Genomic DNA, 22,861 nt, shown 5'->3' on the forward strand with positions numbered 1-22,861 from the left:
ACGCTGATTTAAATTTTTGTTCTGCTGCATTGGTGCTGCGAAAACCGGCTCCCACTTTTCGCACAATGCTCTCAGCTCAGTTTTTAACGTAGCCATCATAGGCACCATAGCTGCCATAGTAGCCGTAGGAACCATAGCCGCCCCGGCCATTGGCGGGCAATTTCACTTGCGACAGGGCAATCCCGTTCACCCGAGCCCCAACCTTATCGAGATAGGCCAGTGCAGCCAGCACGGCATCCCGTGGCGTCTCATTCCACTTCACCACAAAGACCACGCTATCAGAAACGGCACACAGAGCCTGTGCATCGGTGGTCGCAAGGCAGGGCGAGGCATCAATCACGATGCGGTCATAGTGCGATGCCAGCGCGGCCAGAACAGTCTCGAAATGCCCGCTGGCCAGCGCATTGCCGGAAAAGACCTCGATCTTCCCCGCCGGTAACAGGTCAAATCCGCCCCGTTCATCCCGGATCAGCAGGGACAACGGGTCCAGTGCCGGGTCCAGCAAAGCCTGCGTCAAGCCCCTCTCGGGGGTAACTCCACACAGGAGATGCTGTGTCGGACGGAGCAAATCGCCATCAATCACCAGCACCCGCCGCCCAACCGCCGCCAACGCCATGGCCAGATTACGCGACACAAAGCTCTTGCCTTCGCCCGGCACCGAAGACGTCACCAGCGTTACCTTGCCCCCCTGCCTGCCCGTACTCCCTTGCGGGGTATCCAGAACGGCGCGCAGGGAACGGAACGCATTGGCCAGACCAGAGCGGGGAGCATCCAGAATCGCATGGGTCAGCGCCTCTTTTTTCGCGCTTTTCACCCGCGGAATGCTGGCCAACAGCGGCAAACCGGTGATTTGTTCGACTTCCTCCGCCGAACGAATGCGCCCGTTCAGGCGGTCAAGCAGGAACACCAGCCCGACGCCGCCAAAAAACGACATCATGAAGGCCAGCGCGATAACCCGCATCTGGCGCGGCGACGAGGGACGCACAGGGATTGCCGCTTCGGACAGAACACGGGCATTGGCGCGCTGGATGTTTTCCTGCTCGGCATCACGCTTGTAACGGCCGAGGAACGATTCATACAGGCTGCGGCTGGTCTCGGCCTGCCGTTCCAGTTCCCGCAGTTGCAGTTCGTATTCCCCGGCGGTATTCGAACCCTTTTGCAGGTCTTTGATCTGCTGTTCCAGCGACTGAACCGCCGCCCGGCTGGCTTCGGTATCCGCCGTCAACGAAACGCCGACCTTTGAAATTTCCTGCCCGATCTTGGACCGCAGCTCCTGCAGATCAGCCCGCAGGCCGATGATGCGCGGATGCTGTTCACCATAGCTTTTGAGCGCCTCGGACAGTTCCCGCTGGGTGGAGGCTTCCTGTTCCCGCAGTCGTTGGATCAGCGAGGATTGCAGCACATCCGACGAGGTTTCCACCGCTCCGCCCGCCCGCAACTGTGCCGAACGGGCCTGTCGCTGGGCATAGTCCGAACGCGCCAGCACCAACCGGCTGTTCAACTCGACCAGTTGCTGGTCCAGCACGCTCTGCTGGCGGTCGCCTTTGCGGACAGAGGCCAGATTATGTTTGCTGCGGAATCCTTCGGCTGCCTGCTCGGCAATCGCCACATCATGGCGCAGCTCTTCCAGACGCTGGCTCAGCCACTGGTTGGCCCGCCGCGTTTCTTCCAGACTGACATCCAGCCGGTCCACGATGTACATGTCAGCCAGAGTGTTGGCGATGCGGGCCGCCTTTTCACCATTATTGGCAGTGAAATCAATCGTCACCACATACGAACGCCGCGAGGTGGTCACCAGCAGCCGGGACAGGAACATACCTTCGATACGGGAGCGCAGAACACGGTCCTTGCCCTCCGGGGACAGAGCCTGCTCGCCGCTGGTCTGCCCGACCAGATAAGGCAGCGGGTTGATGGCCGAAAAGATTTCCCCGATCAGGGAGGGGGGGCGCAACGTGGTATTGAATTCGGGGTCCTGATCCAGATCGAGCTTGCCGATGACTTTCTCAGCCAGAGCCCGCGACTGCATGATGTCGGCTTCGGTCTGGACGGCGGCTTCGTTCAGACGGCTTTTGCCGTAAGAGCGTTCCAGCAGGTTATCGCCAATATCCGGGGCTTCGATCAGAACGCTGACCCGTGCCGTATACAGGCGTTCGGCCTTGTACAGATAGGTTATCGCCGGAGCCAGCATCAGCAGGAAGACGGCAACGATAACCCAGCGCCCACGGCTGACAACGCCCAGCGCCCACCGGGCACGTCGCCGGAACAGGTCGGGACTCACACTTTTCTCACCCAGCAATCCGGCCAATGCCGTTGTCTCCGCTGTCAAACCACATCAGCCGGAATGCTGCGCAGCACTCCTGTTCCCAGCCCTGAACCAGGGTGCGTCAAATCTGACGCACCCTGGTCTAACCTTTTGTCGTGCCGCAGTGATGATGCGCAAAACCAGTTCCCGTTTTTGCGCTCACTGCTCTGATTATAGTGCCGCAGTGATTCTGCGCAAAACCGGTTCCCACTTTTGCGCTCACTGCTCTGGATCAGTACTGAATCCCCAACCGCACCATACCGGTGGTCTGATTAAAGCCGCTGCTGGGCAGACTGGCAATCTTGCGCTTTTGACCCAGCTCGACCGAGGAATAGAGGTTTTCGTTGAACAGATAGGTCCCCCGCACCGAGGCCGCGAAAATCTGCGACTCCAGGTTGGTTCCCCCCTGCTGATCATTGATTTCGTAGCTGAGGTTGCTGCCCAGGATCACGTTGCGTTGCAACTCGTGGCGGATTTCCGTGCTGAACGCCGTGCGGATCACCGACGACGCCCCGACAGCGGTCGTTTCGTCAATGCTGCGCTCAACAGTAGGCAGGACGGTGGTCAGCTTGGTCGGCATCCAGTTGAACTGCGCCCGGGCATAGTAGCCCGACGGGTCCGAGAAGGTGCGGTCTTCGTAATCCCGCTCCATGTAGCCCAACTGGAAGTCACCGCGAATCAGCTCGGACACATCCAGCCCGATCCCGGTGGAAACCCGATAGCCGTCGCTGTCACGCTGGCGACCATGCTGGTCCTGCTCATGGCGATAGCGCCGCTGTTGATACGTTCCTTCGCCAACCCACGAATAGCCCGGAATGAATTCATAGCTCTCCCGCAGGGACAGTTCATACTCATTGCGGTTACGGAAGTGGGATGGCTCGATACCGGCGCTGGTCGGGGTGTCATCGATGTTACGATTCACCGCCAACAGGGCAACCGTTGATTTCAGGTCACCCAAATTGACCGTCACCGACGGATTGGCGGTCAAATACTGGTATTCTGTCGGGCGCAAACCACCGGCATCATCCAGACTGCCACGATTTTCGTGATCCTTCACATAGGATAACAGGATGCTGGCATTGTCGGCCTTGTTGAAATCATAGCGGCCAGACAGCGACGCAAAACTGTTGGTGACACTTTCGCGGTCATGAATGTTGTATTCTTTCCGCTCACCCCGCACGGTGGCCGCGATTTCATGCTGATCAAAACGGGACTTCAGCATCATTTCCGGACGATAGGTGGTGATGGTGTCGTATTTGCCATCGGTGCTGGTCGCATAAATATTGCTGTTCCCGGTGACGTCAATTTCCATCTTCGGGAACAACAGGAACGAGCCCATCTCATAGCCGTGGGGCTGATAGGCATCCGGCGCAATGTCGGTATCTTTTTGATCCAGGGCCTCTTTCGGCGGCAGCAAGCCGTCTTTCTGCTTGCGGACGTCTTCCTTTTTCTGTCCGGCGGCATTTACTTCCGACGCACGTTCGTCCCCTGCTGCCCATGCAGGCGCACCAGCCACCCCGACAAGAGCAACCACACTGGTCAGCGCCATATACCGAATCAATGACATTGTCCGCCCTTTCAGGTCCGTCAGACCCAAGCCCCTGCATTCCAGAAAAATCTCATCGAGGTATAGCTTCTTGAGTTTTTCTGTCAAGGACAACAACAACCTTGACGATAAGAACGGGTGCGGGATGCCATTCTTTTCCATCAAGATGAGCATGAAACAGATAGATTGAAGGGCTATTGATCGCCATATCCGGGGCAGAAAAATCATCAACAGCTTTCTCGCCACGCAGATATGCCACCAATCCTGCGGGGATGACGACAGAACCATCAAGATACAAAGGCGGATGTTCATCCTGTCGGGGAAAAATACCCTGAAATTTTGTACCCTATAACCAGAGCCTATTCTTGCGTGCATCGTACAGCGTGCTATATGATCGCCAGACTTGCTGATCCCACGAACGCAGCCGGAGGTTTTATGCGCCCGCTCATCCTTTGCCTCACCAGCGCCCTGGCTCTCGCCGTGGTCAGCCTGCCCGCCCATGCCCAACAGGCCGCCGGCCAGAGCCGGGCTGCGGCACAGGCCATGCCCCCTGCCCTGCAGGCTGCGGTCCTCAGTGGCAACAGTGCCGCCATCCAGCGGGCAATCACCACCCTGTCACAGGGCAATCCCGCCGCCATGGCCTCGCTGGCGGGTCAGGTGATGACCGCGGCCGAAGGCATGGTCGCCACCAACCCCACAGCGGCAGCAGCAGCGGCAGCCAGCGCCAGCACGATTGCCGCCCAACCCGCCGTTATCGCCGCCGCACCGCAAAGCGCCCTGTCGCTGGTGGTCAGCGCCAACCGTATTGCGATCAATCCGGTGGTCCAGCAGGTGGCCCCGGCGGTCAGCGCCGCCATTTCCGTGTCCGCCACCCAGGTTGCCAGCAATCCGCAGGTCTTTCAGGTGGCCCCGACGGCGGCCCTGCAAGTGATGTCGGACGCCTACAACTCGGTGTCCTCGCCAGCGATCGCCGCCGCCGCCCCCAATGCCGTCCAAAGTGTGACCGCCTCGTTGACCCAGGCCTCGGCGAACCCGCAAATCGCGGCAGCCATGGCCGAAAGTGGTCAGGTCATCACCGCCATTCTGACCAAACAACCGCTGCCGGCCTCGGTTCAGGACAGCATCGTTGCCCGCGGCACAGCCTCCTGAGCGGGGCTGAGGCACTCTGTCGACTCCGGCTTTTCATACGATATGGCGACGGGCTCTCCATCCTCTGGGACCAGTGGGAGCACAGGGTCTTGGGCAAGCCTGTAATTTTGCCTGCCAGTTGGCCCTGATCGCCTTGCTGGGCAAAGAGGCGTTCGTTTCGCTCGGGCTGGGCCTGATGGCCGCCAACAGTGTTGTTTTCCTGGGTGAGATCGGCCTCGGCACCTATTTCCTGCGCGAAAGCGCCACCCGTGACGACTGGCTGCCACGCTGGCAAATGGCGACCGGCAGCCGCCTTGTCGGCGTGTTGATCGCCTTCGTACTGGCATGGGTGGCCATTGCGTGGGCTGCCCCCGCGCCGACCACCGCCCATAGCGTCCTGCTGTGGGGTATTCCCGGACTGCTGGCCTCGGTGGCCAATCCCTTGCCAATCCTGTTCGGGCTGGGGCACATCCGCACGGCATCCTTTGCCCTCTTCAGCCGCTTTGTGCTGCAAAGTCTGCTCTGCCTGCTGATTGCGGCAGTGCTCCCCCTCCACAGCGCGATGGGCATCGGGCTGGCCTTTTCTGCCGGGTTGATCCTGCAGGTGATCATCGGACAGTGGGCAGGATTGCCACCAGCGACCCTGTGCCCCCGCCGTCCGCGATCCTTGCCGCCCCCCGCCGCCATGCGTCTGTGGGCCCTGTCGCTGGTTGGCACCTTGCACGACCGCTCCCTGCCGTTCATCGTCAGCACCATCCGCCCGGATTTGCTCGCCGTTGTACTGCTGGGCGTGCAGGTCCTGCAGACGTTATCCGGTATCCTCAGCCAGCTTGATCGCCTGTTGATCCCAGCGACAGCCCGCACCGGCGACATGCCCCCGGCAGCATTCGTTCCCCTGTTGCACAAACTGCTGTTTCTCAGCGGAGCCATCGCACTGACCATCATGCTCACGGCCATCGTCTGGCTGCCGGATCACCGGGCAGCGGTGGTGATTTTTGCCTGTGAATGGGTTTTCGGCGTCGGCGAAGGGGCCGTCTTTGCCTTTTTGTTTGCCCGCGCGGCAGAACGCCCGGTCACCCACCTGATGCTGGTTGTGGTCCCGCTGTCAACCATCGTTCAGGTCTCGCTCAGTGGTGTGCTGCCGCTGGAAGCCATGCTGACATTACGGCTGCTGGTCGTGACACTGGTTGCACTACAGATGCGGCGCAGCTTCCGTGCCCTTACCCCGTCCTCCGCGCCAGCCTGAGCCGACACAGCGCCCACAGGAACCGTGAGTTGGTAGAGACATAGCGCGGCCCCAGCCGGGCAGGTTCCTGCATCAAGCGATAGAACCACTCCATCCCGCATTTTTGCACCCACAGCGGTGCCCGCCGTCGATCCCCCACCAGCACATCCAGTGAGCCCCCCACCCCAAACGCGAACGGGATGCCGGTCTGGCGGTGGATTTTCTCCAGAAACAGATCCTGCCGGGGATAGGGTAAAGCCACAATCAGACAGTCGGCTCCGCTGGCTGCCGCTTGCTGCGCGACCTCCTGATCCTGCCCGGCGGAAAAATAGCCATCGTGCCACCCGGCAATCTGCAAGGCCGGATGGCGCAAGCGCAAACACTGCACCGCCCGCTCCATGACCTCGGCACGGGCTCCGATCAGATAGGGCCGCCATCCCTGTTCTGCACAGCGAGCCATCACCACCGTCAGCAGGTCAACGCCGGTGGTGCGCTCGCGCACCTCGTTGCCTAACCATTGCAGTCCCCACAACACACCCATCCCGTCGACCACCGCCGCATCGGCGGTCAGGAGAGCGTGCCGGAAATCCGCATCCCCCCATGCTTCCACCACTTTGGCGACATTCAGATCAGCGACACGGAAAAAGCGGCGGGTTCGCATCGCCTCCACCCCGGCCGCGACCAACGACGCCATCGTCCAATGGGTTTCAAACGGAATTCCCCAATAAAAGGCCCGCTGATCCTCGCTGGACAGCAAGCGGTCCCATTCGACTCCCGGCCTTGACGGCAGCCGGTGCGGCAGATCGACCAGAGAACGCCCGCCCTGAGAGCTGTCGTGAGACTCAGCGTCACGAACAGCTTCTTGCCACAGATGCCCCGCCAGTCTGGCCTGCCCGGCTTTGGCCGGGATTCCCCGCAGCCCGGCGGCGTTCAGGGCCCAGCCTAACGATGCCGACGTCAAGCGCAGCAGGCTATCAGCCTCACCGTCGCTCACCTCGATCACCAGCCGCCCCTGTGGTGCCAGCACGCGCGCCAGTTGGCGCACCAAAGACAGCGGTTCAGGCACAACGTCGAGGCTGTCCATCAGCAGGATCAGATCAAAAGGCCCGGCGGCAACCACCTCGGCCCACGGCAAGGCATCGCCGCGAATCAGGATTGCCTGCGGGCAGAGGGTCGCCAGCGCGGCCAACAATGCCCCCCCTGCCGGAGCCGCATCCAGAATCCGGGGCTTTGCAGGCAGGTCGGCCGCCAGCGCCAGCGCCCGCCGCCATGCCCTTTGCGGCAACCGCTGTTCATTCTCCGCCCTTGGCTGCCCCGGTTGAGCCAGCGGAACAGGGTCACGATAGACAGCACCACAGGTGCCACAGGTCACCCAGCCCTGACCGGCTTGCCCGGTGCTGGTACCACACAGCCGACACAGCCCCCCCATCAGCCCGGCCTGATCTCCTGCCCTGTTCATGATGTTCCTTCAATCACCGGGTCCAGCACCAGATGGTTTGCCGAAACCCGGTCAAAGCTGTTATCGCGGATCAACAGATCCTCGACCTGCAACCGCTGGAGTGCTGGCGGCAGAATGGCCCGGATCAAGGGCTGGCCGTCTTCACCACAGCGTTCAAAACGGTTCCGGTCGATTTCAAGGCCGCGCAAAACCGACTGCGGACGGTCCCCCACCGCCAGCTCCAACGGCTTTGCCAGTCCGCTGAAGACGTTATCCCGCACCCGCACGGCACTGGCATCAACCACCCGCACACCGGTGCGCCGCATGTCGCCGCCATCACCGCCATCCAGCCGGTTGCCCTGCACGGTGATCGCCCGGCTTCCCCGGTCCACCGCAATCGCCCGTGCCATACCCTGCACGATGTTGTCGCTGATGATCACCGCGTCGATGGTCTGCGGGTGGGCAAAATTCAGCAGGACAATGCCACTCAGAGTCGGCTCGCGGCTGGTGCTGCTCAACACGTTGCCCTGCACAACGCCATGACGGCTGCCATCGCGCAGCAAAATGCCCGAGCTGTTGGCAATCGCGGCATCAAAATGCACGGTGTTGTTGGCGATGACAAAATCCTCGACCCAGTTCAGCTCAATCGCCGCATCAACCAGCGTTGCGAACTCAAAGCGGTTGCCGCTGATCTCGACATGACGCAACACGGTATGCGGGCTACCGCCCAGAATATAGATGGCGTTCTGCACCTTCACCGAGCCGACCACACCGGAAAAGCTGTTGCCGACCACCCGGATACCGCCCCCCATGGCAGGCTCCTGACTGCTGGTGGCGCTGGCGATATACAGTCCGGGGACATTGCTGTTATCGGCAAAAACGCAGTCTTCGATCAGCAGGTCCTGCACGCTCTGCCCCCCGGAAACCTCGGGACGCGGGCCGAGCATCACCCCACCGCCACCGCTATGCCCGTCGCCGCCATGCTCAAAACGGCAGCGCCGGAGGGCGACAGTGCGCAAGGCCGTCCGCAGGTGCAAAAGAAAGCCTTCCTGCCCCGAACGCGACACCACCAGTTGCCGTCCCCGGTTGCCGCGAAATCCCAAATCCTGCACGGCCAGATCCTGCAAAATCCCGGACGGGTCGGCATTGACCAGATTAAAGGGCTTTTCGGTTCCCGGACCATCGGCAATCAGGACCGAGCGCGCTGCCCCGTCCCCCTGCCAGCATTGCCCCGACCGTGCCACCAGCGGAGCCGTCAGGCGATATTGCCCGGCAGGGAACACCAGCCGTGCCGCCCCGGACTCGATCGCCCGCTGTAAAGCCGCCGTATCATCGTGTTCGCCGTCACCTTTGGCCCCAAAGGCCCGGACAGAAGCCCCCTGCCCGTTATCAGACGGCAACAGCAGGCGCGCCACCCCACCCCCGGCAAGCCCCCCGGCTGCGGTTGCGGCCAGCAGTCGCAAAAAGCGGCGACGCCCCAAACGGCGGATCAGGCGGCGAGCCGGGTGCGCCACGAAGCAACAATCGCTGCGATGCTGTCGTCCAGATCGCGTTCTGCCTTCCAGCCCAGCAGCCTTTCAGCCTTGGCCGGGTTGCCCAACTGGCTCGGACGGTCGACCGCCCGCCGCAGCGCAGGGTCACTGGTCACCGTCGCCCGCAGCCCGCGATGGGCAGCCAGACGCAGGGCAATATCTTCGGCGGTGTAATCCTGCCCCCGGCAAAGATTGACCACCTCCAGCGACAGCTCCGCTCCCAAGGACCGGTTGGCCAGCGCCTGCAACCCCGCCGCCATGTCCCGCACATCGACAAAATCACGGCGACGATCAAGATTGCCCATCGTCAGCACCAGATCGTTGCCCTGTGCCGCATCCAGACGGCGCAGAATATCGGGGATCAAATGACCATTCGGATCATTCGGACCGATCACGTTGAACATGCGGGCAATCGAGCCATGGCCCTTGCCCGCCCGTACCCAGGCGGTCAACTGGTGTTCATTGGCTGCCTTGGAGGCAGCATAGACATCGCACGGCCCCAGACGGCTGTTTTCGTCCAGCGGACCATCGTGCCAGTCATAGACCGCCCCGCTGGACGCCAGCACCACATGCCTGCATCCAGCCTCGGCGCAGGCATCCAGTACCGACTGAAAGCCCATCACATTGACTTCGGTGGCCAGAAACGGATTGGTCTCACAGGTCGGAATGTGGTGGATCGCGGCCAGATGGATCACCGTTGCCGGGCGATGACGGAGCAGAATGTCCTTCATCGCCTGACGGTCACGGATATCAGCCTGACAGGGCACGCACCTGTCCGACGCCTCTGGCAAGGTGCGGGCAACGGACAGGTCGTCCACCACCACCACCGGCCTGACCTGCTGGATCAGGCTGGCCAGCGGCGTCCCGACGAACCCCGCCCCGCCGGTGATCAGAACCGGAGCGTGATCAGAAGTGGCGTTCGGTAACACGAATGATGTCCCCCGGCAGAATCGGCGTCCGCTCGATGGCGCGGAATTCCTGCTCGCGGCCATCAACGATGCGCAACAGAATGACTTCCTCCTCGCGGGCACGGTAATCATAGCCACCAGCGCGGGCAATGGCGGACAGAACGCTCATCCCCACCGTAAAGGTATACTCGCCCGGCTGCTTGACCTCACCCAGCACATAGAACGGCCGATAGGTCTGGACTTCGACCGTCACCTTGGGATCGCGCAGATAATTGCTGCGGATCAGGGCGTCCTGAATTTTTTCCGTCAGGGCGGCGGCGGTTCCGCCAGCCGCGCGGACCGTTCCGGCCAACGGCATGTTGATGTTGCCCGCCGAGTCAATCAGGTACTCGCTGGACAGGTTCTGTTCGTTAAACACCACCACGCGCACCCGGTTGCCCGGCTCCAGCTGATAGCGCTGGATAAAATCCCCCACGCTGTCAGGAGCGTTCACCGACGGCAGAGGGCGACCACTGCAGCCAGCAAGCATCAGAACCATTAACGCCAGAGTAGCAAAATAACGCATGAGCTGTTCGTTCCTAAAGGTTCATTGCCGAAGCATTTCGTGCCACTATATCGGCATCCCCCGATCCTGAGAAGCTGTGCCAGCACGCCATGTTGTCCTTTTTAAAACGGTTCCTGTCACCTTCGGCATCCGCCGACCCTGCAACCATTCCAGAGTCCCATCAGGTCTACGCCCCGCGCAAGACCACCCTCTACGCCTTTGGGGACATTCACGGGCAAATCAGACAACTGCAACAAGCTATTGATTCCATAGTGAAATACGCGGAAGACGATCGCTCTGCGCACTACAGATCAAAGGTTGTCTTTCTAGGGGATTACGTGGACCGTGGAGAAGACAGCCGCGCCGTCCTTGATGGCCTGATGCGCTTGCCGACCATTCACCCACAGATTGACTGGATTTTTCTGGCTGGCAATCATGAGGTGGTCATGCAGGGGTTTCTGACGGCTCCACAGGACCATTTGCTATGGCTGGAGTATGGCGGCTGTGAAACATTGGCCAGCTATGGCGTTGCCCCGCCAGCCAGCAACGCCCACCGCGACCTGATGGTCGCCCGCGACGCCTTTGCGCGTGCCCTGCCGCCTGCGCACCTGGCCTTTTTGCAATCAATGCCGATTCGGCATCTGGCCGGAGACTATCTGTTCGTCCATGCCGGCCTGCGCCCCGGCATCCCGCTGGATCGCCAAAGCCAGGAAGACATGCAGTGGATTCGGGGGGATTTTCTCGAACAGCCCTATTGGCACGGCAAGTGCGTCGTACACGGGCACACCATCGAGGCCCAGCCGACGGTTTTGCCGTGGCGGATCGGTCTGGACACCGGCGCCTACTCCGGCAGCCCGCTCAGTGGCATTCGCCTGCGGGACAACCAGCGGGAAGTCCTGTCGTTTCCCTGTCTCCGCCCGTTCTAGAGCAAATCCCGAGCAGATGGACACATCTGCGACGACGTATTTGCTTAAATAGCAAGTCATTAGAGCATTTGTCGTGATCCTTGGAGACCGAGAAATGCTCTAGAGAAGTGTGGGTCAAATATGACCACAGTACAGGGCAAACAGAAAACAAGATTATGGAGCGCTGCTCCAAACCTCGCTGGGGCCGACCGGCCCCAGACCCCATTCCTTTGATCATAAAAGAAAAAATGGGGGTTCGGGGCCTCAGGCCCCGAGCAGGTCCGGGCGGCAGCCCGTTCTTGTTTTCAAACTGTGGTGTCCTGCGAAACAGGACGCCACAGGATACGACCGGAAGGAAACCCGGCAGACATGACTGTGGGGCCAAAGCGGCCCCACAGCAGTATCACAGAGAGAAACAAACGCCTTACGCCGGTTCGGCTTCGGTTTCCTTGGCCGCTGACGAAGACTTGCCAGCCGGGGAGATCACGAAGTCGAGCGCACCATCCTTGATGGTGATTTCGACGTGGCCGCCGTTGATCAGCTTGCCGAACAACAGTTCCTCGGCCAACGGGCGCTTGATGTTTTCCTGGATCACCCGCCCCAGCGGCCGAGCGCCCATCAGCTTGTCGTAGCCCTTTTCGGCCAGCCACTGGCGGGCTTCCGGGGTCAGCTCGACGGTGACATGGCGTTCGTTGAGCTGGACTTCCAGTTCCATCACGAACTTGTCGACCACCTTTTCGACCACTTCGATCGGCAGCGGGCCGAACGGGATGATCGCATCCAGACGGTTGCGGAATTCCGGGGTAAACAGGCGCTCGATCGCCGCACGATCTTCGCCAGTCCGGTTTTCCCGCATGAAGCCGATGGCGTTCTTGCTCATTTCCGACGCACCGGCGTTGGTGGTCATGATCAGGATCACGTTACGGAAATCGACCTGCTTGCCGTTGTGGTCGGTCAGCTTGCCGTGGTCCATCACCTGCAACAGGATGTTGAACAGGTCCGGGTGGGCCTTTTCGATTTCGTCGAGCAGCAACACGCAGTGCGGATGCTGGTCAATGCCATCGGTCAGCAGGCCCCCCTGATCAAAGCCGACATAGCCCGGCGGGGCACCGATCAGGCGGGAAACGGTGTGCCGTTCCATGTATTCCGACATGTCAAAGCGCAGCAGTTCCACCCCCAGCGAGCGCGCCATCTGGCGGGCCACTTCGGTTTTGCCCACCCCGGTCGGGCCGGAGAACAGGTACGACCCGATCGGCTTGTCGCCAGTCCGCAGCCCGGCGCGAGCCAGCTTGATGGCACTGGACAGGGCCACAATGGCTTCGTCCTGCCCGAACACCATTGTCTTGAGGTCGCGTTCCAGGTTGCGCAGCGCCTCGCGGTCGTCGGTGGACACCGACTTTGGCGGGATGCGGGCGATCTTGGCCACCACGTCTTCGATATCCTTGACCGTGACGGTCTTCCGCCGCTTGCTTTCCGGCAACAGCATCCGGGCCGCGCCGACTTCGTCGATCACGTCGATGGCCTTGTCAGGCAGCTTGCGGTCGCCGATGTACTTGGCCGACAGCTCGACAGCCGAACGGATGGCTTCGGCGGTGTATTTGACGTTGTGGTGTTCTTCGTAATAGGGCTTCAGGCCGCGCAGGATTTTGACGGTATCTTCGATCGACGGTTCGGGGACGTCGATTTTCTGGAACCGGCGCACCAGCGCGCGGTCCTTTTCAAAGTGGCTGCGGAATTCCTTGTAGGTGGTCGAGCCGATGCAACGGATGGCCCCCGACGCCAGCGCCGGTTTCAGCAGGTTCGAGGCATCCATTGATCCGCCCGAGGTCGCCCCGGCACCGATCACCGTATGGATTTCGTCGATGAACAGGACGGCGTTCGGCATCGCCTCCAGTTCCTTCATCACCTGCTTCAGGCGTTCTTCAAAGTCACCGCGATAGCGGGTTCCGGCCAGCAGGGTGCCCATATCGAGCGAATAGATGATCGCATCCAGCAGCACTTCCGGGACTTCGCCCTGCACGATCCGGCGGGCCAGACCTTCGGCAATCGCGGTCTTGCCGACGCCGGGATCACCGACGTACAGCGGATTGTTTTTCGACCGGCGGCACAGCACCTGAATGGTGCGTTCGACCTCGGCTTCACGCCCGATCAACGGGTCGATCTTGCCTTCGGTGGCCTTGCGGTTGAGGTTGACGCAATAGGCGTCCAGAGCTTCCTGACCTTTTTTCACGACTTCCTCCTCCGCCGACCCTTCCTCGGCACCATGCACGGTGCGGGATTCGGTGAAACCGGGGCGTTTTGCGATGCCGTGTGAAATGAAATTCACCGCATCCAGACGCGTCATGTCCTGTTGGCGCAGGAAATAAACCGCATGGCTCTCCCGTTCAGAGAACAGGGCTACCAGGATATTGGCACCGGTGACTTCCTCGCGGCCCGACGACTGCACATGGATCGCCGCACGCTGCACCACCCGCTGGAAACCAGCGGTCGGTGTCGGATCGCCCGCCGTCGGTGACGACAGGCCGGAAAGTTCGGTTTCAATGAAGCGGCGCAGGTCAGCGCCGAGCTTTTCCAGGTCAACCCCGCAGGCACGCATGACCGCCAGAGCGTCAGGGTCCTCGACCAGAGCCAGCAGCAGGTGTTCAAGGGTCACATACTCGTGCGACCGTTCGCCAGCCAGCGACAGGGCCTTGTGGAGCGTCTTTTCCAGATTCCGGGACAACATCTGTCGGTACCCCTCTGCCGTTATTGCCAAGCAAGTGTATCAACGCTTGTGGGACAGTTTCGATTGAAGCAAAGTGCGTGCCAGTCTCTGGAGCCAGAAACGGCGGGTGCGGTCGCCACCGTACACATCACATTACCACACACATCATCCAAGGGCTGTTCTTCAGACGATGAGTTCTGTCGAACCGATTGAAAAACAACCCTTCTGTCTCAAAAACAGCGTCAGGGGGAGACGCCCGGACAGTTTTAGTCTTTTTCGATCGTACACTGCAGCGGGTGCTGATTCTGGCGGGCCAGATCCATCACCTGCATCACCTTGGTTTCAGCAACTTCATAGGTATAGACGCCACAGACCCCGACACCACGCTGATGAACATGCATCATGATTTCGGTCGCCTCGTCACGGTTCTTGCTGAAAAACCGTTCCAGAACATGCACGACAAACTCCATTGGAGTATAGTCGTCGTTCAGCATCAACACCTTGTACATCGACGGCTTTTTGACGGTCGGGCGGGTCATCAACCCGGTACCAAAGCCGTTCTGGTCATCATCCTTGTCGTGGTCGCTCATTGTGCTTTAAACCTGTAAAAGACCCTCTGAAGCGTTCAGGGCATTTCTGCCCCTTGGCCGTGAAAGAAGACCCAAGTTTATGGGCTGCCTTGTCAGAACGCAAAGCCCGTCAACAGAGTGCCACATCTTTACGCCTCCTTTTTTTGGCCAGATCACCTGTTTGCCGGATTGTTCCGGTGACAGAGCCCCGTCGGTGACCGTGCAACCATCAGGCACGAATGCCAGAAAAGCGTGGCCAGAAAACCGTGGAAAGGGAGAGCGGGAAGCATAACCTTGTAATCATTCTATCACCAACATAGGACCGCAGCGCAGCAAGCGCGAGGGGCATATACTTAGGTGTTACCGAACCGACACGCCCTGTGTGGTTTTTGATCCACTCCCGGCCCTGTCCGAACGACCCATCGTTGCAAAATGCGGAGCAGAGTGCACAAAAGTGGGTATGCCTCAGGCAAAATGATACTGAAAAACCCCACACCATTTATGGATGTGGGGTTTCATGGTGGCGTGAGACGCTCGCAGGGACTTTCTTAACGGGACAATGGCTTCATCAGCACCCGCAAGGTCTTTTCCACCTGCTGGTTCAGCGGCTGGGCCACCGCTTCGGCAACGTGCAGCGATTGTTGAGACAAACGAGCCCCCTCGCTCAGGGCCTGATCAACGCCGGAACGGGCAAAGGCCCGATTCATCGTCACCAGTTGATTCACGCTCTTGACGGCCGTCGTTGCCTTGCCGTGGGCAACCGCCTTTTCAACGGACTCGTGCGCCAGTCCCATCATCGCCCGGCTCAGGCCCTGCATGCCTTTCATCCACTCGCTGCCAGCGGCCATAACGGCATCGGCCCCGTCTTTCGAGACGGCCATCACCTCGCCATAACGTGCCAGAGACTCTTCCCCGGCGTGCGCGCTGGCACGAGTCACCGTTTCCATCGCCTGCCGCGACGTTGACAGGGCGGTGTCCAGCATGGCGAGGGCATCAGCGGGAGACAGAATGGTTTTCCGGGTGGTCATCAAATCCTCCTCTCGCCAGCGGCGGGGTGACGTGGTGAATGTTACGAGCGGTTATGAGCAAGCCGGGCGGCGCTGTCAACCATCCCTTGCGCTGCACAATCCACAGGCATTCATGCGCAGCCACGCCCGTATTTGCGTCATATACACAGCAACAGATCGTGATGCGACGCAGGCTTCCTGCCCTACGATCCGGTCAACCGGGCCAGGCTCTGCCGCTGGTCAAGAAAGGCTTCGAACAAGTGCGGCAGCACAGGCTTGGAAAAATAGTACCCCTGCGCAATATGGCAGCCATTGGCCTGCAGGAACTCGATCTGCTCCAGGGTTTCGGTCCCCTCGGCCACCAGTTTCAATTCCAGCGACCGCCCCATCGAGATGATCGCCTTGGTAATCGACATGTCATCACTGCTTTCCGGGATATCCCGGACGAAGGACTGATCAATTTTCAGCGCATCAATCGGGAACCGTTTCAGATAACTGAGCGAGGAATAGCCCGTCCCGAAGTCGTCAATCGACAGCGTGACCCCTAGGGTTTTCAGCGAACGCAGGGCCGCGATGGCCTCTTCCGCATTCTCCACCAGCATGCTTTCGGTCAGTTCCAGCTCCAGCAAGCCGGAAGAAATACCGGTCAGGTGCAGGATTTCGACAATCCGCTGGGCCAGATTGGGCTCGCGGAACTGGCGGGCCGACAGGTTGACCGCAATCCGCATTGCGGGCCGCCCTTGCTCCACCCACGCGCGGATCTGCTGGCAAACATGCAGCAACACCCAATCGCCAATGGCAACGATCAGACCGGTTTCCTCGGCCACCGGAATGAATTCCGCCGGGGAAACAAACCCCAGTTCCTCGGAATTCCAGCGCAGCAGGGCCTCGGCCCCGGTGCATTCCCCGCTGGCAAGGTCGATTTTTGGCTGATAGACCACCGCCAGCTCTCGCCGTTCCAGCGCCCGCCGCAGGCCATTTTCCACCTGTAGACGGCGGATCATCGTTTGCGACAGGTTTTCCGAATAGAACGAATAGGTGTTTCGTCCCTGCCGCTTGGCATGGTGTACAGCGGTATCGACGTTTTTCAGCAGGTTGCCAATGCTTTCGGCATTTTCCGGATAGATGACGATCCCGATCGACCCCGAGGTATAGATTTCCCGCCCGTCGATATCAAAGGGCAGCGCGAGGCGGTCCAGAACCTCCTGCGACATTCTGGCGGCATCCTCCGGGCTGTCCAGCCCGTGCAGGATCAGGGTGAATTCGTCACCGGACAGGTGAAACACCATGTCATGGGGACGAAGACTGTCCCCCAGCCGCTGGGCGACAGCCTGCAACACCCGGTCGCCGATCTGGTGCCCCAGCGTGTCATTGATGTTTTTGAAATGGTCAAGGTCAACAAACAGCACCCCGACCATCTCGCCACTTTTTTCCGCCTGCACCACGGCCTGTTCCAGACTGTCGCGGAACATCGCCCGATTGGGCAGCCCGGTCAGATGGTCACGGGTGGCCAGAAAGCGTAACCGTTCCTCGGCCTGCTTGCGTTCGGCAATGTCGCGCAGCACACCGATGAAATAGCACTGGTCCCCCACATGCATTTCCGACAGGGCCAGTTCGACCGGGAACACCGTCCCGTCCTTGCGCTGGCCCTCGATCTCGCGGCCAATGCCGATCACCCGGCTGTGGCGGGACTGCATGTAGCCATGAATGTAGCCGTCATGGACCACACCTTGCGACCGGGGCATCAGCAGACTGACGTTCTGCCCGATCACGTCGCTGGCCTGATAGCCGAAAATACGCTCGGCAGCCGGATTAAAGGTTTCGATCAAGCCTTTTTGGTCGATGATGATCAGGGCATCAACCATCGTTTCCATGATTTTGCGCAGACGCTCTTCGCGCTGCAAAATGGCCCGGGTGGCGGTCTGGCGCTGGGTCACATCGCGGGCAACCACAATCACCCCGTTCTGCCCGACATCCTGATGGGAAAACGGCGTCGCCGCCATTTCAACATCGATCAGCCGCTGGTCAGCCGTACACAGCTTGAGCGGGATTCGTCCCTGACTGTTGGCCAGTTCCGCCAGACCACCATGGACCAGCGGCAGGCTTTCCGGGGCGACGAACAGCTCCAGTGGCTTGCCCACACAGGCCTCGGCACTGGTTTCCAGCAACGCCGCACCGGCGGCGTTCATCATCACGACCACCCCGTCGCGCAGGACGCACATCATGTCCGGGGCCAGATCGAACATCTGGCGATAGCCGCTGTCGGACTTTGCCATCTCGTCCAGTTGCGACCGTTCCAGCAGGTTTTCCAGCAGCTGCGACAGGTGCTGTGATGCCGAGCAAATGTCCTTGATGTAGGCCTTGTAGTGCGGATGGGCGAGCGGACCGAACACTTCGTTGTCGATCATGTCGCTAAAGCCGACAATTGTATTCAACGGCTGGCGCATTTCATGACTGAGCGCCCGCAAGACCCGGCTTTTCAGCTCGTCAGCCGCTTCGGCATGGCGTCTGGCGGCCAGCAGGGCCTGTTCCTGCGCCTTGTTGGCCGAAACATCGCTGATCACCAGCGTAATGTCATCCCCCAGACGATTGGCGGTGACAGCCAGCCATTGGACGCCGCCGTCATGGGCACGACAGACCTCGGTTTCAAACGGGCTGACCGCCGTTTGTGCATCGTTTCCCGGCAGGGCCGCCAGACCGACCAGACTGTCGGGACCGAGCAAAACCGGCAAGGTCTCGGACAGCGCCCGTCCGACCAGGATTTCCGCCCGTTGCCCCAGCACCGTGGCACAGGCCGCATTGCCCCATCGCCACAGAAAATCATGGCACAGGCCATCCTGATCCCGCACAGGGCGCAAGACCCCGGCTGCGGCCGGCAGGTTGTTCAGCACCCCCAGCCACAAGCTCTCGCTGACCGGGGGACGGTGGCACAGCAGGGCCTGCTGCAAGGCATCCTGCAGCTGATCCATCGACAGCGCCCCCTTGGGCAGACACCGAAAAACGCCTGCCTGCAAGGCCCGCTGCCGTATTTCCGCATCATCATCATCGCCCAGCGTGATCAACGGCTGGTCGGGATAGGCGGCGCGCAGGGACGGCAGCAGGGCAAGAAGACTGTCGACCGGCGGCATCAGGCTGAGCAGGATCAGATCGCACACCGCAGGGGCCTGTACGGCGGCAGAAAGAGAGTCCCTCACCTCCAACACGAACGCCCCGCCACACCGCGACACCAGCGCGTCGATCAGGCGGGCATACACCGGATTGGGCTCTATCAACAAAAGTCGGCGCATCAAGCCTCGGCAGCCTTTCATCTCTCCGCCATCAGAATGGCGGACAACGGAGACCCGGTCTCGGTTTTGAAGCAGAACACCATACCGCTCTTTCCCTGGAAGATGAGTCTTAAGGACCACCTGCCCCGGCAAACGGGACGCCCGCAGACGGAATGCCTCTAGACCAGCGTGCGTTAAACCTGACACAGCCACGCTGGTCTAACCTTTTAATCTGTCGCAGTGACAGCGCGCAAAACCGGAACCACTTTTGCGCTCACTGCTCTTGTGCGGAGCCGATGATACAGAGCGCAGAATTTGCGACAAGAAAAAAGAATTATCAGAGGAAAATATCCATATTTTGCAGGAGAAACCATAAAAAACGGGCAGAGAAATCGGATTTATCAGGAAAGGCCCTCCGTCAGAGTCAATGATACGATCAGGTTTTCCCGACAAAAGACAGTAAGTAGCGATATTTTTTACAAGACCCTATCCTAAAGTTACACTTCAATAGACCTTGGATATCCTTGAAACGGTGGCATGAAATCAGCATAAAAATACATGTCCGAACAAGGTTAACCAATCAGACATACTTCTCGACCAGCTTTAAAATCCTTCCAGAAACCGCTGACATCTCCCCGACAGAATAGCCGTTATACAAACCCCTTGACCACCCTCTGCCGATCCCCTCTCATCAGCCGATGAAAAAACCATCGCCCCCCCATCGTCCCGCCCTCCGTTCCACGCCTGCGCCAGCCCGTGGCCCGCGCAAGCCTCCCCCGCTCGAACGGCGCGCCATCGTCCTCTACAAGCCCTATGATGTCCTCAGCCAGTTTACCGCCGAAGACTCCGGGCAACGGACCCTGGCCGAGTTCGGCTTGCCCCCCGACGTGTCGGTCGCCGGACGACTGGACCGGGACAGTGAGGGATTGTTGTTCCTGACCAATGACGGCCCGTTGATCAAACGGCTGCTTGATCCTGAACATGGTCATCCCCGCACCTATCTGGCACAGGTCGAGGGCATCCCGACCCCCGAAGCCCTGACAACCCTGCAAGCGGGGGTCGATATCCGGGTTGGCAAGGACATGTACCGAACCCGCCCCTGTCAAGCCGAGCTGCTGGCGGAAGACCCGGACCTGCCCGCGCGGACGCCCCCAATCCGCTATCGCGCCGCCATTCCAACCCGCTGGCTGCGCCTGACCCTGTGCGAAGGCAAAAACCGGCAGGTGCGCAAAATGACCGCCGCCGTCGGCTTCCCGACCCTGCGGCTGGTGCGCGTGCAGATGGCAGATTTGTCCCTTGACGGTCTGGCACCGGGGGAATGGCGGATCGTGACACCCCCGGTGCTCAAGCGGACCCGCTGAACAACGGCCAAGAATCCGTAGAGCAGCGTGCATTAAACCGGATGACACAGTACACGACACAAAACAAAAAGATCATGGAGCGCTGCTCCAAACCTCGCCGGGGCCTTTAGGCCCCGGACCCCATTAATTTGAATTCAAAGAAAAAATGGGGGTTCGGGGCCTCAGGCCCCGAGCGGTCCGGGCGGCAGCCCGCTTTTGTTTTCAAACTGTCGTGTCCTGTGGGCTGACGCAGGCACGCTGCTCTAAGCTTCTGTTATGTCGCATTGTTTATGCGAAAATCGGTTCCCACTTTTCGCACACTGCTCTAGGCAGAGGGATGTTTATAGCCGCAATGACAGGTGCTGCCGGGGGTGCCATAGCTGCCGCAGGTCGGGCAGGCCTGCAGCTCCAGCGCCGCTCCTGCTGCCTTTTCCGTTTCCGCAGACTGCCGCCGGGTCACCTCTTCAGCGGCAGCGCGGGCCCGTTCTGCCGGTGACGGACGGGCAGCCCCCTGACGCGCCACGCCACCAATGCGTTTGAACAGCATCCACACCAGCCAGATCACCAGAGCCGTCAGCAGGATTTTGGATAACGACAGTCCGAACATCAACACGATCCCTGGCAAAAGATTATACGCTATACGCCGTTCCGCAGACTATACGCTGTACGCCGTTCCGCAGACTATACGCTGTACGCCGTTCCGCAGACTATACGCTGTACGCCGTTCCGCAGACTATACGCTGTACGCCGTTCCGGCGAGGGCATCATCCAGGCTGATTCCCTGCCGCAGAATGGCCTCGGTGGTGTCGGTAAAGCTGCCATCGCGGTTGTGCAGCACCAACCCCGGCAACAGGCTCATCGGCGTTTTCATGCCCTTGCGTGCGCGGACGATCACCCGTCGCGCCGCCACCCCTCGTTTGGGCCACAGAGGAATGACCTCGATCGCCCCGGCCTTGCCAAACAGGCAGGCCAACAGTTCGTCAAGACGATCGGCCCGGTGGATGACGGTCAGCGTCCCGCGTGGCTTGAGCATTTTCAGGCAAAAGCCCAGCCAGTCCTCCAGCGGCACGTCTTCCATGTGGGCCGTTGCCCGGCCAGCATGGGGTGGACGGGTGCCCGGACCATGGAACGGCGGATTGCTGAACACCTGATCAAAGGCGTTGGCGGTCAGCGACGGTCGCCAGCGAATGTCACCGGCCACCACATGGGCCTGTTTCTGCCAGCGGTTGAGCGCAATCGAGCGACGGGCCAGATGCGAATGCTCGTCCTGCACCTCCAGCCCGATCACATGCTTGTCCGGGCAGCGGGCCAGCACGCACAGCATGGCGGCCCCGGTTCCGGCCCCGACATCCAGCCCGACTTTCCACGGCCCGGCCGGGACCGCCGCCGCCAGCAGCACCGGATCCAGTGCCGCCCGATAGCCGTGATCCGGCTGCAGGAACTGCACCCGCCCGCCCAGCAGGGTGGTCAGCGACACACCATCAGGCAGCACGCCGTCATCAATCGCCGGGCTGCGGTCATCATCGGGAGAGTCGTCGCTTTCCTCTTCCTCATCAGGCGGCAGGTCGTCCTCGTCGACGGCCTCGTCGGTGTCGGACAACAGCTCGTCATAGACCGCAGGCAACGCTGGCGGACGGGATACCACCTGGTTTTCCCCGACCGACAAGGTAAAGCTGTGACGCTGTTCGGCGGGGGCGGGTGTGTCCTCCGGTTCCTCATCGACCGGATCATCCTCGTCCGGGTCATCATCCCGATAGCCATGCTCCTGACCATAGGAGACAAAGGCTTCCTCTTCCTCACTCTCCTCCTCGTCGTCCTCTTCCTGCCACCAGAAGGTTTCCGGTTCCTTGCGCAACAGCGAACGAGGGGCCGGAGCAGGTTCGGGTTCGGGCTGGGTGTCTTCGACGTCGGTGGACAGATCAACGTCGGCAAAGGAATCACCAAGGGCGCGGTGATATTCGCTGATCAGGGCCCGTGCCCGCTCGGTATGGGCGGGCGACACCATCACCCGACAGACCTTGGCAGCCGTCGAGCTTTCGTTCAGCGGAGGCTTGACCTCGAAAACATACGTGGCGATCCCCGCAGCCTTGAGGACGGCTCGATAGGTGGACAACGCGATGCCATCACTGGTCCGCAGAACTTCTTCCATTTATTTTTTCACCATCAGGTGGTCCTGATCGCCCTTGCCGTCAAATTAGCCGCCAAATTCCGGTCTGAACGGCGCGTGAAGCCTTGACCATTCGATAGGGCCGCACCTATGCTCGCGACGCCTGTCCGAACCGTTTAGGCATGGGGCAAGGCTCGGGTTGTGTCAACGCTCCTGATTCCGACGACTGCGTTTTTTTTCAGTAGTCCCTGCGGGTCCGGATGGCGTTTACTCTCCTGCAAACACGACTGAACTTGCCTTTTCCGGCACCGGCCTTTCTGGCTCGTTACAATTAGGGATG

The 22,861-nt window shown here is 60.5% G+C and carries 17 protein-coding genes; 4 read left to right on the forward strand and 13 right to left on the reverse strand.

Going from position 1 to position 22,861, the window contains the following annotated elements; genetic code table 11:
• Window positions 1–76: 76 nt before the first annotated feature.
• The 3 genes from BW995_RS19075 to BW995_RS20900 form a co-directional block, all read right to left on the reverse strand.
• Window positions 77–2,278: a GumC family protein gene (locus BW995_RS19075; protein ID WP_175617132.1), complete on the reverse strand. Its 2,202-nt coding sequence runs from the start codon at window positions 2,276–2,278 to the stop codon at window positions 77–79.
• Window positions 2,279–2,534: 256 nt separating this feature from the next.
• Window positions 2,535–3,869 carry an outer membrane beta-barrel protein gene (locus BW995_RS19080; protein ID WP_076402031.1) on the reverse strand — a complete coding sequence of 445 codons (1,335 nt, stop codon included), beginning with the start codon at window positions 3,867–3,869 and terminating at the stop codon, window positions 2,535–2,537.
• Window positions 3,870–3,921: 52 nt separating this feature from the next.
• Window positions 3,922–4,107, reverse strand: coding sequence for a hypothetical protein (locus BW995_RS20900; protein WP_175617133.1), 186 nt, complete (start codon window positions 4,105–4,107; stop codon window positions 3,922–3,924).
• A 176-nt stretch (window positions 4,108–4,283) separates the two neighbouring features.
• On the opposite strand from BW995_RS20900, the gene BW995_RS19085 reads away from it, so the two are divergent.
• Together BW995_RS19085 and BW995_RS19090 are read left to right on the forward strand one after the other, a co-directional pair.
• A complete protein-coding gene (locus BW995_RS19085) occupies window positions 4,284–4,997 on the forward strand; it encodes a hypothetical protein (protein WP_076402032.1) in 714 nt (237 codons plus the stop codon).
• Between the two features lie 73 nt (window positions 4,998–5,070).
• Window positions 5,071–6,222 carry a hypothetical protein gene (locus BW995_RS19090; protein ID WP_139333011.1) on the forward strand — a complete coding sequence of 384 codons (1,152 nt, stop codon included), beginning with the start codon at window positions 5,071–5,073 and terminating at the stop codon, window positions 6,220–6,222.
• On the opposite strand, the gene BW995_RS19095 is transcribed toward BW995_RS19090, so the two are convergent.
• From BW995_RS19095 to BW995_RS19110, 4 genes are read right to left on the reverse strand one after another with little or no spacing between them, the layout of a single operon-like run.
• Window positions 6,197–7,660: a WecB/TagA/CpsF family glycosyltransferase gene (locus BW995_RS19095; RefSeq protein WP_076402034.1), complete on the reverse strand. Its 1,464-nt coding sequence runs from the start codon at window positions 7,658–7,660 to the stop codon at window positions 6,197–6,199. The two genes, BW995_RS19090 and BW995_RS19095, sit on opposite strands and share 26 nt — an antisense overlap.
• Entirely contained in the window at window positions 7,657–9,153 is a 1,497-nt protein-coding gene (locus BW995_RS21180; protein WP_076402035.1) for a right-handed parallel beta-helix repeat-containing protein, read from the reverse strand. Before BW995_RS21180 ends, BW995_RS19095 begins: the two co-directional genes overlap by 4 nt.
• Window positions 9,129–10,100, reverse strand: a complete 972-nt coding sequence (locus tag BW995_RS19105) for an NAD-dependent epimerase/dehydratase family protein (RefSeq protein WP_076402036.1) — start codon at window positions 10,098–10,100, stop codon at window positions 9,129–9,131. The genes BW995_RS21180 and BW995_RS19105 overlap by 25 nt, the downstream gene beginning before the upstream one ends.
• The gene (locus BW995_RS19110) at window positions 10,078–10,644 is read right to left on the reverse strand and encodes a polysaccharide biosynthesis/export family protein (protein ID WP_076402037.1); all 567 of its coding nucleotides are present in this window, start codon (window positions 10,642–10,644) and stop codon (window positions 10,078–10,080) included. The genes BW995_RS19105 and BW995_RS19110 overlap by 23 nt, the downstream gene beginning before the upstream one ends.
• Window positions 10,645–10,733: 89 nt before the next feature.
• Here BW995_RS19110 and BW995_RS19115 point away from each other — a divergent pair, with 89 nt between their 5' ends.
• Window positions 10,734–11,549 (forward strand): metallophosphoesterase family protein, encoded by an 816-nt coding sequence (locus BW995_RS19115; RefSeq protein ID WP_076402038.1) that lies wholly within the window; start codon window positions 10,734–10,736, stop codon window positions 11,547–11,549.
• Window positions 11,550–11,952: 403 nt separating this feature from the next.
• On the opposite strand, the gene clpA is transcribed toward BW995_RS19115, so the two are convergent.
• The 4 genes from clpA to BW995_RS19135 all read right to left on the reverse strand — a co-directional run bounded on the left by clpA (window position 11,953) and on the right by BW995_RS19135 (window position 19,095).
• Window positions 11,953–14,253, reverse strand: coding sequence for an ATP-dependent Clp protease ATP-binding subunit ClpA (clpA, locus tag BW995_RS19120; protein ID WP_076402039.1), 2,301 nt, complete (start codon window positions 14,251–14,253; stop codon window positions 11,953–11,955).
• A 245-nt stretch (window positions 14,254–14,498) separates the two neighbouring features.
• On the reverse strand, window positions 14,499–14,822 hold the full coding sequence (gene clpS / locus BW995_RS19125; protein ID WP_076402040.1) for an ATP-dependent Clp protease adapter ClpS: 324 nt from the start codon (window positions 14,820–14,822) through the stop codon (window positions 14,499–14,501).
• Window positions 14,823–15,349: 527 nt separating this feature from the next.
• Window positions 15,350–15,829, reverse strand: coding sequence for a phasin family protein (locus tag BW995_RS19130; protein ID WP_076402041.1), 480 nt, complete (start codon window positions 15,827–15,829; stop codon window positions 15,350–15,352).
• A 182-nt stretch (window positions 15,830–16,011) separates the two neighbouring features.
• The gene (locus BW995_RS19135) at window positions 16,012–19,095 is read right to left on the reverse strand and encodes an EAL domain-containing protein (protein WP_175617134.1); all 3,084 of its coding nucleotides are present in this window, start codon (window positions 19,093–19,095) and stop codon (window positions 16,012–16,014) included.
• A gap of 677 nt (window positions 19,096–19,772) precedes the next feature.
• Between BW995_RS19135 and BW995_RS19140 the strand changes: the two genes are divergently transcribed.
• On the forward strand, window positions 19,773–20,435 hold the full coding sequence (locus BW995_RS19140; RefSeq protein ID WP_084195006.1) for a pseudouridine synthase: 663 nt from the start codon (window positions 19,773–19,775) through the stop codon (window positions 20,433–20,435).
• A 304-nt stretch (window positions 20,436–20,739) separates the two neighbouring features.
• Here the strand turns inward: BW995_RS19140 and BW995_RS19145 are convergent, their stop codons facing one another.
• Both BW995_RS19145 and BW995_RS20340 read right to left on the reverse strand, forming a co-directional pair.
• Window positions 20,740–21,021, reverse strand: a complete 282-nt coding sequence (locus BW995_RS19145) for a hypothetical protein (RefSeq protein WP_076402043.1) — start codon at window positions 21,019–21,021, stop codon at window positions 20,740–20,742.
• A gap of 126 nt (window positions 21,022–21,147) precedes the next feature.
• Window positions 21,148–22,563 (reverse strand): methyltransferase, encoded by a 1,416-nt coding sequence (locus BW995_RS20340; protein WP_245821545.1) that lies wholly within the window; start codon window positions 22,561–22,563, stop codon window positions 21,148–21,150.
• Between the last annotated feature and the right edge of the window lie 298 nt (window positions 22,564–22,861).

The sequence above is a fragment of the Insolitispirillum peregrinum genome, from assembly GCF_900156605.1.
GTDB lineage: Bacteria > Pseudomonadota > Alphaproteobacteria > Rhodospirillales > Rhodospirillaceae > Insolitispirillum > Insolitispirillum peregrinum.